The organism is Microcystis sp. LE19-10.1B (genome assembly GCF_027530565.1).
GTDB lineage: Bacteria > Cyanobacteriota > Cyanobacteriia > Cyanobacteriales > Microcystaceae > Microcystis > Microcystis aeruginosa.
The window spans coordinates 1-13,631 of sequence record NZ_JAPZQM010000361.1; the positions used below are offsets into that span (position 1 = coordinate 1).

Consider the following 13,631-nt stretch of genomic DNA (forward strand, 5'->3'; position numbering starts at 1 on the left):
TTTGTACCAATTTATGTACTACGAGAGGGATAATGCAAGGTTTTTGAGAGTCCCAATCGGATTTTCGCAGCATGAACATCGGATTTTAACAGGTCAAAAGCCTTATTTTAAAAGGGTTTTACCATTATTCAGCAAACCCTATTCAGCCTCTAAATGACATCAAATGCCCTCACCTTTCACCGAAAATAGCGTTATTAAATAACAAAAGAAGACTAGAGATTTTCCTCGGTATCTATGCCTAATTCCCGCAGTTTAGCCGCTAATTTCGCAGCTTTTTGCTTTTCTTGCTGGACTTGGCTTTCTGCCTCTAAAACCCGATTTTCTGCCTGTTGTGCCGCTTCTGCGGGAGTGGGTACTAATTCACCTTCGGGGGTAAAATAGCGCAATTTATTGGCGGATAAACCCAAATATAAGCCTAATTGTTGACTCCAGAGCCATCCCTGGGGATTGGGGGCAATCGGTTGATATTGACCGCTAATTAGGGTAAATCCTTGAAATTCTAGGCTTTCTGGGTCAAACCAAAAATAATCGGGAGTGCGAAATATATCTTGATAAATTTGTTTTTTCTCCTCTCGGTCAACTTTGGCGGTACTATCGGAGAGAATTTCGATAATTAAATTGGGATATTTGCCCTCTTCTCGCCAAACTACCCAACTTCTGCGGTTGGGGTTGGAGTTTGTCCCCAAAACGACGAAAAAATCGGGACCACGGAAGAATTCTGACTTTTTCTGGTTGGGACTGTAATAGATAGTTAAATTGCCGGCGGCAAAATAATCTTCTCGCTTGCGCCACCACCATTCTAAACACTGAATTAGTAAAATAATTTGTTGTAGATGTAGGTTACTTTCCAAGGGTGGTTCATCACTCCAAAATTGGCCTTGTGGGAAGATTATCTCAGGGTTTACATGAGACTCGACTAGGGGTAAGCTTTGAGCGATAGTCATGGTTTATCCAACAGAGATAGGTCGATAACTTATTATAAATGATTGAATATACTTTTTGGATGGTTATAGCACCGGCAATTGAGTTAAAAACTTAAAATGGGCTTAATGGCTACAATGTAAGAATATTAATAGCTCTCTGAGAGTTAAAAAATGTTAAAAACCAGCACTTTTCGAGTTTTGTAAGAGGTCTTATGAACAGAATTAACAATATTGTTTTGGTTCACGGTTTTTGGGCCGATGGTTCTAGTTATAATCAGATAACTGCCCAGTTATTAGCCGAAGGATACGCAGCGATCGCAGTGCAAAATCCTCTCACTTCTCTAGCGGATGACGTAGCTGCTACGAAAAGAATTTTAAACCGTATCGAAGGACAATGTATTCTAGTCGGTCATTCTTGGGGGGGTACGGTAATCACAGAAGCCGGCAACGATGAAAAAGTGTCCGGTTTAGTTTACATTGCAGCGCTGGCTCCCGATGCGGGGGAGTCGATGGTAGATTTGTTTAGTGAATACGAAACCCCATCACAGTATTTTCAAGAACAAGAGGGGTTTATCTGGATTTCTCAAGAGGGAATAGAGAAGATTCTCGCCAATGATTTGCCCGCCGAAAAAGCCGCTTTAATTTATGCCACCCAAACCCCAGCAGCCGCCTCTTTACTAACAGCAAAAACCACTACAACCGCCTGGAGAAATAAGCCGAACTGGTATATTGTCTCTAGTCAAGATCAAGCCGTACCCCCAGAATTACAGTTTAATTTGGCCGAGAGAATGGGAGCAAAGACAGTGGTTTTGGCATCCGGTCACGTCCCGACTATTTCCCATGCTTCAGAGGTTTTAGAGGTGATTAGAGAAGCCTCGAATAGGGGATAAGTAAATCGCCATTTTCCCCTTAAACAATACCGGAACGTAGGGCAATTACGGCCGCTTGTACTCGGTCATCCACGGCTAATTTATTCATAATTCCCCGCACATGGGTTTTAATAGTATTGGTACTTAAATAAAGTTGTTCGGCGATTTCAGCGTTACTTTTGCCCTCAACAATTAACTTTAAAACCTCCATTTCTCGCTCTGATAAAAGTGCTAGATTGGGATTAGGTTGCACTGCCGGTGCTTTGAGATTATCCATGACTAAACGGGCAATTTGAGGGTCTAAATAGGTGGCTCCGTCCTTGGCCGCTTCAATAGCGGCCAAAAGGCGATCGAGACTCGCTCCCTTGATACAATAGGCATCAGCACCACTGGCCAGAGCTGCGATCACTTCCTGTTGCAGAGTGTGGGAAGTGAGCATAACCACATGAACATTAGCTAAACCCTCCTTAATCTGTTTAGTTGCCGCAATGCCATCGAGACGGGGTAAACCGATGTCCATGACCACTAAATCCGGCCGTAGGGATAGGGCTAATTGTACCCCCGCTAGACCATCACTAGCTTGACCAACAATCTCAAAATCCGGCTGTTCACTGAGCGCTTGTTCTAAACCTAACTGCATTAAAGGATCGTCTTCAACAATTAAAATCCGCATGATCTTTGATTCCTAACGGGAAAATGTACGGTTTTCACCCATCTGCATGAGGCAGAACTACTCCTAGTTTAGGCAATCTGGAAATAGATTAACAGTGACCAGTGACCAGTGATAACTGAAAATGCTACGGATTTCATCAGATCGGTCTAAAATTGTGCTTGTTGCCCTAGTTTATCTGGGTGTTGGTTGGCTAGGCTATCTCTGCTTAAATTTAGGGTCGCGACCTGCCCCAATTTGGATGAGTGCTGGTATTGGCTTAACTGCTGTTTTTTTAGGGGGAAAAAGGCTAGTTTTAGGCGTTTTTATCGGGGATTTGCTTCTTACCTTCTTTTTAGAGGCCAGTTGGCCCATAGCTCTATTTTCGGCGCTCGGTAGCAGTTTATCGGCTCTGTTAGGGGCGCAATTCTTGCATTATCTGAGATTTTCCGCCACTTTACAGCGCATTCGCGATATTCTTTTACTGGTATTTTTAGCGGCTTTATTAGCCTCGGCAGTTAATGCCACTATCGATACTTTTGCCCGTAGTTGGCTAAATACTTGGGATTGGCGACAATTTGGACAGTCTTGGGGCATGATCTGGCTCGGAGATAGTACAGGAATATTAATGACCACGCCGCTGCTGTTGCGTTTTTGCTTCAATCGTCACTCCCTGCGGGAACCACGACAACCCCAACGCTTTGGCGAGGCCTTACTTTGTCTGAGTTTGCTAACGGTGGTGACTTCTGTGGTTTTTGGTGATCAACCAAATTTTCTTAACCCCGATTGGAGTATGGTGCAGTACCTCGAATATCTGCCTTTTCCTTTTGTGGTTTGGGCCGCCATGCGTTTTCAGACTTGGGGAGCGGTAATAGCGAATTTTTTAGTATCTATTTTAGCTTTGATGGGATTGGCCAGGGGAATCAGTCCTTTTATCCTACAGGCTCCCGATTATACCAGAGGTGTCTTGATCTTACAAATCTTTTTAGTCATTGTCATGTCAACTTCTCTGTTTTTATCGGCGGCGATTAGCGAAAGACAACAGATCGATCGAGCTTTAAATGAAACTTTAGAAAGAGAACATTTAGTAACACAAGTTGCTCTAAAAGTCCATCAATCTTTAGATATAGATCAGGTTTTAAATACCATTGTTGAGGAAATCAGACGTTTTCTTGATGCCGATCAAGTCTATATCGGTCACTGTCAAGAGGGGGGTTGGTCTAAGGTAATCGCTGAGTCCCGTCGTCCCGAGATTCCCTCGCTGATGGGTTGGTTTCCCGAACCAGAATTACTGGAAGAATTGGGACAATTATTTTCTTTAGATAAGTTAATTATTGCCGATAATACCGCTCAGGTGCAAACTCTACCCACTCTCAAGGGTTATTACGAATATCTGCAAGTTAAATCCTCTTTAGTTTTACCCCTAACGGTTAATCATCAACATTTAGGCGCTTTGGTGGTCCATCAGTATTCCCATCCTCGTCATTGGCAAAAAAGCGAGGTCAAATTACTAGAACAGTTAGCCACCCAAGTTTGTATTGCTATCGGCCAAGCGCAACTATATCAGAGGGTGCAAAGCTTGAATAATAATTTAGAACGGGAAGTGGAAACAAGAACCTTGGAACTGCGGGAAAAAGTCCGGGAAATTCAGCATTTATACGAAATGAAAACGGTTTTTTTACAGGCAGTATCCCACGATCTTCGCACTTCGATTATGGGATTAGTTATGTTATTAAAAATTTTCCAGTGTCGGCAAACAGAAAAAGTAACTATCTCGCGAGCAATGCTCGATCAGGTGGTGCGTAGTTGCGATCAACAATTAACTTTAATTAATGCTTTATCAGAAAATCATTTTGCTGAAGAACGGCCTTTAATCTTGCATCGTCAACCTCTATCTTTAAAAGAACAGGTGGAAATTTGGCTCAAAGATTGGCAAAAAGATTTTGATTTATATCAAGCTACTTTTATTAATCTTCTCCCCGATGACTTACCCGCTATTGATGCTGATCCTTGTCAGCTAAGAAGTGTTTTTGAACAATTATTAAATAATGCCTTAAAACATAATCCTCCACCAATTCAATTAGCTTTAGATGCTCGTATTGACCAAGACATGATCTACTGCACTTTAAGCGATAATGGCATTGGCATGGATGAGGAACAATGTCAACATCTTTTCCATTTATATGTAAGAAATCTTCATAATCAACACCTAACGGGAATCGGTTTAGGTTCCTACCAATGTCGGCAAATAATCGAGGCTCACTCTGGGAGAATTGGGGTAAAAAGTACCCCACAGGTTGGCTCACAATTTTGGTTTACTTTACCCATTGCCTATCAAAATTCTAGATTAATTAAACCGGAGTTAGTCAACAGTAATCAGTGATTTTTTAACAGGATCAAGATAATTATGCTTACCCGTCAATCTGGGATTAGATTTGCTTTAGGTTTATTGATTATTTTCAATATTTTCTATTTTGTCCATCTCGCCTACTATAGTTATGTTTGGCACGATGAATCTTTGGTCTTACTCCATCTTTCTGGTTACACACCCGAACAGTTAATTAACTATCTGTTCGATGGACAAATTAAATCTACAGAACAACTCTGGCAATTTCAAGGGGTTAATTCCGTGAAAGGTTTTCCTGATACCTTAGCCTCTCTTTATACTAGCTCAAATTATGATCTACCTCTCTATTACAGTTTCCTCTGGTTTTTTGCAAGATTATTGGGCAATTCTTATCTAGTCTTAAGGGGATTTTCAGTAATTATTTGGTTTGGTATTTTATGGAGTTTTTACCATTTAGCTTTGACTTTATTTAAAAATAAAAACGCCGCTTTAATTGCCGCTACACTTATCTTCTTTTCCCCGCGTTTTACTGGTTATGCTCTGGGAATTTGGGAATACGGACTATATGTTTTATTTTCGATACTTTCTAGCTGGTTATTTCTCAAAGCTATTGATTCCTCGCAACCGAAAAAAGATTGGTTTTTCTATAGTTTATCCCTAATCGCTGGTTTATATACCCATGTTTTCTTTATCTTTGTTCTAGTAGTTCATAGCCTATATTTTCTGTTGCAGCTGAATTCTTTTAACTCTTTAACCAAAAAATACTATAGCATCAGCTTACTTGCTTCCCTAGGTATTTATTCAATTTGGTTAACCCGGATTTTTACCAGTCGATTTACTGTCTTTGGATGGTCAAAAGGCAGTTTACCCCTAGAGATCCTTTGGCAAAGATGGGTAAGAATGATCGCTCGTTTATTTTATAATTTTAGTTTAACCAATTCCACCATCACCCCTATTATTGAATACTGCCTAATTATCCTCGTCATCATCTCCTTTATTTATCTGGGCAAAAAAGCCGATAAAAAAGTTTTTACCCTGATTATTCTCCTGACAATTATCCCCTTTTTCTCTCTTTTAGCTTGGGATCTAATCGGAGGATTTCGCTACACGGCTGTGGGCAGATTTTACTTACCAAGTTTTCTCGGTATGCTGCTGGCAGTTACCTTTTTACTAAGCAAGGGATTACAGCAGCGCCAAGGCTGGGCAAAAATTCTCTTAATATTATTGCTAGTTTTCGGATTAATTGGCAAAATTCCCTATCCACCGCCGGCAACTAGATATGTGGGCTATGGTAGTAATATTCCCAACGCTTATAGAAGGATTAATCGCAGTCAAAAACCTCTAATTATTTCAGAACATTGGTTAGATACCTTGCCCCTTATCCATACTACTGATGCTAAGACAAAGTATTTATTTGTTCAGTCGAACCCTAGAGTTTCCATCCCCTCCTTAAAAAATCAATTTACCGATATTTATCTCCTCAATCCTTCCCCCAGTCTCAGACAATATTTAGATAACCAGTCTGTACAATTATCTCCTACGAAAAATCCAGCCTTTTGGCGAATTGATTAAAAAACCATTGACCCCTCTTGCCAAAACAGACCACAACCTGATAGACTGAATAAACCAAGGCTTCAGGGAATAGAATTGGGCAGTTCACCCCTAAGAGGGATTGACTTTTACAGAGTTTTATGCTTGCTCAACTGGAGAGTCCCCGAAATCTGGTGATGAAGAGTTTTAGCCTCTTGGCTACTGGACTGACTAAGCAGACCTAACAAATTCAACTGTATGATACCGAGTCAAGACATCGGCGAGGCAGTAGATTCAGTCAGAAAAACTGACGCACAAGACTTCTCTAATTTAATGCCTAGACCTGGCTGGCAACAAGTGGCGGGTTTAGGTAGAGACTGTTTTTGGTATTGAACCCCGATTCTTTTCGTTCTTTACCGGTTTTAGTGATTGCCAATAGGGATTTTAAGCCCGTAATTGGTTGAAAATTTCTATTTATTCGCAAAAATTCCCAGTCGCTCCCTGTACTAATCCTAGAGATCGACTTCATGATCAGTAATTTTCCCCAACCAATTCTCTGGAAATCACCTTCCAGAACAATTTAGTTATTTTATGAGTAGCAATGCCTTAACCAATCGTGAACATCTAATCGAACTGTATAATCGAGGTGAACGCAACTTTGCGGAAGTCAGACTTAGCGGAGTCAATTTAAAGAGACAGTGTTTAAACCAGATTAACCTAAGTCATAGTTACTTAAAACGAGCCAATTTAGCCGAAGCTTGTTTAATTAACGCTAATTTCAAGGACGCTTCCCTCGAAGAAGTTAATTTAAGCAAAGCTTGTCTTATCGATGCTAACCTGACTAAAGCCGACCTTTCCGGGGCAAATTTGCGCCAAAGTCAACTAAGCGGCGCAATTTTGAGTAATACCATTCTCAAAAAGGCTGATTTAAGTTCTGCCTGTTTAATTCACAGTAGCTTACTTTTTGCTCAACTGTTGAAAGCGAATCTCGAAGCGGCTAATCTCACCTCAGCCACTTTAACCCATGCCATGGCGGGGAAAGCTAACCTAAAACGGGCTATTCTCACTCGTGCTATTCTTAGCTCTGCTAATCTTAGCCATGCTAACTTAAAAGAGGCTAACCTAATTCGAGCCTATCTCTATCAAGCTAATCTGGAAAACTGCCATCTTCAATACGCCGACCTCAGCTATGCCGATTTGCGCGGGGCGGATTTACGGGGGGCGGATTTACGTTATGCTAACCTCGAAGGTGCTAATCTGACGGGAGCTAACCTCAATTGTAGCGATTTTGAGGGAGCTAACTTAACTGGAGCCGATTTAAGCAAAACTGACGCTAATAAAGCCAATTTTCGCCAAGCTAACTTAACCGGTTGTAATCTGCTCGGCGCTAATTTAGCCTCCGCTAACCTTTCCGGTGCTAATCTACACCAAGCGGGATTACTCTTGAGTTATTTAGTGGGAAGCAATCTTAAACGAGCTAATCTCAAACAAGCTAACTTAATTGGGGCGATTTTAACCGAAAATAATCTTCTTTCTGCTTCCCTCGAAGAAACTATTCTTCCTAACGGTAGTCGCGGTAATCTCCTTTCCTAATATAGCAATTTCCATAGTTGTGAGGTACAGAGTCTTAGGTTTTGAGGAGTCAGGAGTCAGGAGTCAGGAGTCAGGAGTCAGGAGTCAGGAGTTAAGATTTTGGTGTACCTCATGAGATTGGGAAACGCTATATTCCTAGAAAAACCTGGTTGTAGAGACTTTTCTGCCGAGGTTTCTATAACCGTGGGGAGTGGGGAGACCACTTCGTGCGCGTTGCGGGGGGGAGATGGGAGAATAACTAGGGTCTGCTGAAAAAGTTTTTGCCGCAAACCCTATGATAGTTTCCTAAAAAAATACCTAACCAAATTTTTGGCTAGGTATCCATCAATTTACTTCCTTTGTCGAAAATGTTGCTAGATAATTTAACCAACACCAATTAATGAACCCCGGAATATAACATCGTCGCTACCCTTGGATATATCGGCTAATTGACTGATATTTTCTAACTCAATTGCAGGAACAGTTCGTTTAATTAAACCAGTTAAAACTTTACCCGGACCCACTTCGATCGCTTTTTCCGCACCCACATCTGGCAATTTCAACATAATTTCTCGCCAGCGAACCGAGCTAGTCATCTGCCAGATCAGATATTTTTTTAATTCTTCCCCGTCCTGGGTAGGATTGCTCGGATCGACATTAGAAATCACAGGAACTTTTGCAGCCCGAAAATTAACTAATTCTAAAATTTGCTGAAATTGAATGGCAGCATTTTCCATCAAGGGAGAGTGAAAAGCGCCAGATACTTTTAACTGCATAACCCGCTTAACTTTCACTTGACCTAATACCAAATCCACCGCTTCAGGAGTCCCAGAAATTACCACTTGTTCAGCACTATTATCATTAGCAATAACTACATTTTCCGTCTGATTAATCACTGTCTCTAGACTGGTGCGATCAAATTTCATTAAGGCGGCCATTTTACCACCTTCGGCCGCATCCATCAAACGGGAACGGTTTTGAACTAGATTTAATCCTGTCTCAAAATTAAACACCCGGGCCGCATATAAAGCGGAATATTCACCGAGACTATGACCAGCAACTAGATCGGGAAAATGACCTTTTTCTTGTAACAAATCCGCTAAAATACTCTCCACCACAAATAAACAAGGTTGAGTATAAAGAGTACGAGATAGGGTTTCTTCATCCCCTTGACATTTTTCCAGGACTGACCAACCGAGGATTCTTTCTGCTATTTCTAATCTCTCTTGGCCAAGCGCACTTTCCGCTAAATCTCCAATCATTCCTAACGCTTGCGATCCTTGTCCCGGGAATATCCACGCTGTTTTCATAAGTTCTTAAAATAGATAGATAGATGTGTTTGGGTCAGTTATCAGTTATCAGTTATCAGTTATCAGTTATCAGTTATCAGTTATCAGTTATCAGTTATCAGTTATCAGATGTGAGTTTTTAGTTTACTGTTTACTGGTTACTGTTTACTGGTTACTGTTTACTGTTTACTGATCACTGGTTACTGGTTACTGATCACTGAATTAATCTCCCCAACGGAAGATAATCCCACCCCAAGTTAAACCGGCACCAAAGCCAGAAGAAGCAATAATATCACCTTTTTTGACCTTACCACTCCTGACAGCTTCATCGAGGGCTAGAGGAATCGAGGCCGCGGAGGTGTTGCCATACTCGCCGAGATTGCTGATCACTTTTTCGGGAGGCAGTTTTAGGCGATCGCTCACCGCGTCCATAATTCTTTGATTAGCTTGGTGCAGAACTAACCAATCGATGTCACTGGTGGTTAAATTAGCCCGATAGAGAGCTTTTTCGATGACCTCTGGCACTTTCGCCACAGCAAAACGATAGACTTCCCGTCCGTTCATCGTTAGAGGCTTATAGGCCCCTTTTTGAACCCTTACCCCCTCTTTAAGGGGCAATTCCTCCCCCTGATATGCGAGATTGAGAGAACTATTCTGGCTGCCGTCGCTATGGAGTTCAAAACCGAGAATGTTATCTTTTGTATCATTTGCTTGACAAAGAACCGCCCCTGCCCCATCACCAAAGAGGACACAGGTAGCGCGATCGTTCCAATCCACCCAACGGGAGAGAACATCGGCCCCGATAACCAAGACATTGCGGTAAGTATCAGTACGGATAAACTGGGTGGCGGTGACTAATGCCACCAGAAAACCCGAACAGGCGGCGGTGAGATCAAAAGCGATCGCCCGATTGGCCCCGATCTGACTTTGCACTTGGGCAGCGCTACCGAACAGATCATCGGGGGTAGAAGTAGCCAAAAGAATCAGATCGATGTCCCTAGGCGACACCTGAGCCATTTCCAGGGCCTTAATCGCCGCTTGGGCTGCTAATTGGCTCAAAGACACCGATCGATCCGCTAAATGGCGTTTACCGATGCCTGTACGACTTTTAATCCACTCATCGGAAGTCTCGACAATTTGGCTGAGTTCTTCATTACTAAGAAATTGCCCTGGTGTGGCCGATCCACAACCAGTAATGACGACTGCTGCCCCGAATCCGTTCAAAATATTCCCCCCCCTTTCAGTGATCGGTTATCAGTGATCAGTTATCAGTTATCAGTTATCAGTGGCAAGTGGCAAGTGGCAAGTGGCAAGTGGGGAAGTGGGGAAGTGGGGAAGTGGAGCATTTGGCTGAAATTTCCCTAAACCCCTAAACCCCTAAACCCCTAAACCCCTAAACCCCTATCTCCTGTCTCCTTTCTCCTGACTCCCGACGACCGACGGCTTCAAGATGGCTGACGGCTTAATCTTCACCGTTCACCGACAACTTTTTTAGTTGATGATGGTGGTCATTGTAGGCTTGAATGCGCTCAGAAACGCGATTATCGACGGCATTTTTCGCCTGTCGGATGGCGTTAAAAATCGAAGGCGCTTGGGAACTGCCGTGACTGATCACACAGACCCCATCGACTCCAAATAACAGCGCGCCACCGTGTTCTGCGTGATCCATGCGTTGTTTAATCTGTTTAAGATTGGGTTTAATTAAAGCCGTCCCGACTTTACCCTGTATCCCCCTAGGTAATTCCTCTTTGAGAATTTGTAGGATAACTCCTCCCACCGCTTCGGCAAATTTTAACAGGACATTACCGACAAAACCATCGCAGACGATCACATCGAATTGTCCCGATAGCACATCCCGGCCCTCAGCATTGCCGATAAAGGGAATTTGCTGGTTATTTTCCAATAATTCGTAGGTTTTTAGGGCGAGATCGTTACCTTTGCTGGGTTCTTCGCCGATATTGAGCAAACCGACTTTCGGTTCTTCAACCCCCATAACGTATTTACTGTAAATTGTCCCCATTAGGGCAAACTGCTCTAAATATTTGGGTTTACAGTCCACATTCGCCCCGACATCGAGGATAATCACCGATTTACCCGCCAACATCGTCGGCAGCACCGCACCGATCGCCGGGCGAGCGATTCCTTTTAAACGACCTAAACGCAGTAACGCCGCCGCCATGGCTGCCCCGGAGTGACCGGCGGCCACCACCGCGTCGGCGCGATTTTGTTTGACTAAATCCATGGCCACATTAATCGAGGCCGCCGGTTTGCGACGGATAGCGGTGATCGGCTCTTCGTCCATGGCCACCACTTCCTCTGCGTGGACGATCGTGAGATTCTTGGGACGGGGATGATGCTGGAAATAAGCCTCAATCCGTTCAGAATCGCCGACTAATAATACTTCTACATCTAATTCTTCGGAAGCTCGCATCGATCCCGCGATAATCTCGTTGGGAGCGTAGTCACCTCCCATCGCATCTACCGCGATTCTTGCCCGATTTAATGCCGTTTCTGCCATTGAGTCAGTGGGATAGAAATCTTTAATAAGTTGAGCGGCAGCTCTTGACAAAAGCTGGCCGATCGAGGATTAGTGTTTTCTGATCGAGCAATTGTTAAAAATTACCAATCATTTCTATACAATAAGGCATCATTGCGATTAAGGAAAAGATGTTCTCAGTTTTTAATTTAGCAGTTTTCGGCTTTCTCTTCGGTTGGCTGGGGGGGCAATCCCAACCGATCGCCAATATTCCCCTAATTTCTTGGCAAAATCAACCTATTTTCCACCTTCCCACCGCTCCCGATCCCCGGGTGGCGGCGATCGTGGCCGATTATCTGCAAGACTTGACTAAAAAAGGTTTAAACTCTAGTCAACAACGGGTCTTAATTGAGACGGAATGGGCTGATTTAGCTGATCATCAGGGTAATCTGCCTGCTTCGGGGGCCTCTTTAACTAAAATCGCCACTACTCTCGCCGCCGTGGAAACCTGGCCTCTCGATCATCGTTTTGCTACTCGTTTTTACAGCACGGGAGAGGTAAAAAACGGGGTGTTAGAGGGAGATTTAATTATTGAAGGGCAAGGGAATCCTCTGTTTGTCTGGGAAGAAGCGATCGCAGTGGGCAATGGCCTCGATCAATTAGGCATCCGTCAGGTCAAAGGCGATCTGATCGTTACGGGTAAATTCGCCATGAATTTTCAAACCGATCCCCTCAAAGCGGGAGAATTGCTGAAAATTGGGCTTGATCAATCGAAATGGTCAAAAGAAACCCAAAAAGCTTTTCAGAGCCTTCCTAGCGGCACACAAGCCCCACAGGTGAAGATTTTGGGCATGGTTCGAGCCAGTCAAATTCGCCCCGAAAATGCCCGATTATTGTTGGGTCATCAGTCCTTAACTTTAACGGAACTGTTGCGTCAGATGAATATTTATAGTAATAACGTCATGTCAGAAATGTTAGCGGAGTTGCTCGGCGGCCCCGCGGCAGTGGACGCAATTAATACTAAAATTACCGGGGTAGGAGAGGAGGAAATTCAATTAATTAATGGTTCGGGATTGGGTGTAGAAAATCGCTTGTCTCCCCGGGCAGTTATTGAGATTCTCAAGGCCTTGGATCGCAAGTTAGCCAATCAACTGATACAAGTCGCCGATTTATTTCCGGTGGGGGGACGCGATACCAAAGGAACTATGCAGTGGCGGGCTATTCCGAAAGGAGTGATGATTAAAACTGGAACTTTAGCCCAAGTTAGCGCCTTAGCCGGAGAAATTCCCACCCAAGAAAGGGGTAAAGTTTGGTTTGTAATTATGAATGCTGGTAGTAGCAATATCGAGGGATTCAGAAATCAGCAGGATCGGGTGTTACAAGCTTTAGATCAACACTGGCAAATTCTCCCGGAAGCCACTAAAGGATCGATTTCTGAAAGAGCCTTTCTAGGTGATCCCAGTCGGGTAAGTCAGGGTTTCTAAGGGGTTGATATCAACTTGACAATCAAATTTAGTTTGGTGGTGAGGAACTTTAGCAAGGTCTTATATTCACTTTTGTCGATAAGCTGACTACTTTTCTGCCATTTTCTCCTTGTCTTTGCTGCCAATCGGTAAACAAATCATAGTGACAAAATTTTGCCAGTTTTTCCCGAAATTGAGCAAAGGATGTGATGTGTGGTTAAACGGGGTGCATCTCACCTTTGCAGAAATACCGACAATCAGCAATTATCAGTGACTCTTAAAATAATTAGGGTCTGCTGAATAAATCTAAAAACCTTGTTGGATAAGACTTTTGGACTTTTTTCCCCTCAAAAAGTGCCAGCCATTGCGGGGATCGGGGGGAAAATTCCTGGACTTTTTCCCTGAAAATTAGGTAATTGGCCACCTCAAAACTGGTAAAACCCCACACCCCACACCCCACACCCCACACCCCACACCCTGCCACCACCGAAAAACTTTTTCAGCAGACCCTAA

11 protein-coding genes are annotated in these 13,631 nt (G+C 43.2%); 6 read left to right on the forward strand and 5 right to left on the reverse strand.

All coding sequences use genetic code 11. The annotated features are described in order from the left end of the window. Nucleotides 1-212: 212 nt before the first annotated feature. Nucleotides 213-944, reverse strand: coding sequence for a Uma2 family endonuclease (locus O9332_RS12860; protein ID WP_002759224.1), 732 nt, complete (start codon nucleotides 942-944; stop codon nucleotides 213-215). A 191-nt stretch (nucleotides 945-1,135) separates the two neighbouring features. On the opposite strand from O9332_RS12860, the gene O9332_RS12865 reads away from it, so the two are divergent. Beyond that, nucleotides 1,136-1,813, forward strand: a complete 678-nt coding sequence (locus tag O9332_RS12865; protein WP_002759226.1) for an alpha/beta fold hydrolase — start codon at nucleotides 1,136-1,138, stop codon at nucleotides 1,811-1,813. Between the two features lie 19 nt (nucleotides 1,814-1,832). On the opposite strand, the gene O9332_RS12870 is transcribed toward O9332_RS12865, so the two are convergent. Beyond that, nucleotides 1,833-2,465, reverse strand: a complete 633-nt coding sequence (locus O9332_RS12870; protein ID WP_190722132.1) for a response regulator — start codon at nucleotides 2,463-2,465, stop codon at nucleotides 1,833-1,835. Between the two features lie 121 nt (nucleotides 2,466-2,586). Here O9332_RS12870 and O9332_RS12875 point away from each other — a divergent pair, with 121 nt between their 5' ends. The 4 genes from O9332_RS12875 (at nucleotide 2,587) to O9332_RS12890 (ending at nucleotide 7,911) form a co-directional block, all read left to right on the forward strand. Beyond that, entirely contained in the window at nucleotides 2,587-4,824 is a 2,238-nt protein-coding gene (locus O9332_RS12875; RefSeq protein WP_288025885.1) for a sensor histidine kinase, read from the forward strand. Between the two features lie 24 nt (nucleotides 4,825-4,848). Then, nucleotides 4,849-6,360 (forward strand): glycosyltransferase family 39 protein, encoded by a 1,512-nt coding sequence (locus O9332_RS12880; RefSeq protein WP_002759230.1) that lies wholly within the window; start codon nucleotides 4,849-4,851, stop codon nucleotides 6,358-6,360. A gap of 216 nt (nucleotides 6,361-6,576) precedes the next feature. Beyond that, nucleotides 6,577-6,711 carry a hypothetical protein gene (locus O9332_RS12885; RefSeq protein ID WP_255520608.1) on the forward strand — a complete coding sequence of 45 codons (135 nt, stop codon included), beginning with the start codon at nucleotides 6,577-6,579 and terminating at the stop codon, nucleotides 6,709-6,711. 198 nt (nucleotides 6,712-6,909) lie between these two features. Beyond that, nucleotides 6,910-7,911, forward strand: a complete 1,002-nt coding sequence (locus O9332_RS12890; protein WP_002759232.1) for a pentapeptide repeat-containing protein — start codon at nucleotides 6,910-6,912, stop codon at nucleotides 7,909-7,911. A 362-nt stretch (nucleotides 7,912-8,273) separates the two neighbouring features. Here O9332_RS12890 and fabD read toward each other — a convergent pair whose 3' ends face one another. The 3 genes from fabD to plsX form a co-directional block, all read right to left on the reverse strand. Then, complete coding sequence (gene fabD / locus O9332_RS12895; RefSeq protein WP_002759233.1) at nucleotides 8,274-9,200, reverse strand: ACP S-malonyltransferase; 927 nt, start codon at nucleotides 9,198-9,200, stop codon at nucleotides 8,274-8,276. Nucleotides 9,201-9,401: 201 nt separating this feature from the next. Continuing rightward, nucleotides 9,402-10,403 carry a beta-ketoacyl-ACP synthase 3 gene (locus tag O9332_RS12900; protein WP_002759235.1) on the reverse strand — a complete coding sequence of 334 codons (1,002 nt, stop codon included), beginning with the start codon at nucleotides 10,401-10,403 and terminating at the stop codon, nucleotides 9,402-9,404. A gap of 238 nt (nucleotides 10,404-10,641) precedes the next feature. Beyond that, complete coding sequence (gene plsX, locus O9332_RS12905) at nucleotides 10,642-11,697, reverse strand: phosphate acyltransferase PlsX (RefSeq protein WP_002759236.1); 1,056 nt, start codon at nucleotides 11,695-11,697, stop codon at nucleotides 10,642-10,644. 149 nt (nucleotides 11,698-11,846) lie between these two features. On the opposite strand from plsX, the gene O9332_RS12910 reads away from it, so the two are divergent. After that, complete coding sequence (locus O9332_RS12910) at nucleotides 11,847-13,139, forward strand: D-alanyl-D-alanine carboxypeptidase (protein WP_288025890.1); 1,293 nt, start codon at nucleotides 11,847-11,849, stop codon at nucleotides 13,137-13,139. Nucleotides 13,140-13,631 lie beyond the last annotated feature (492 nt).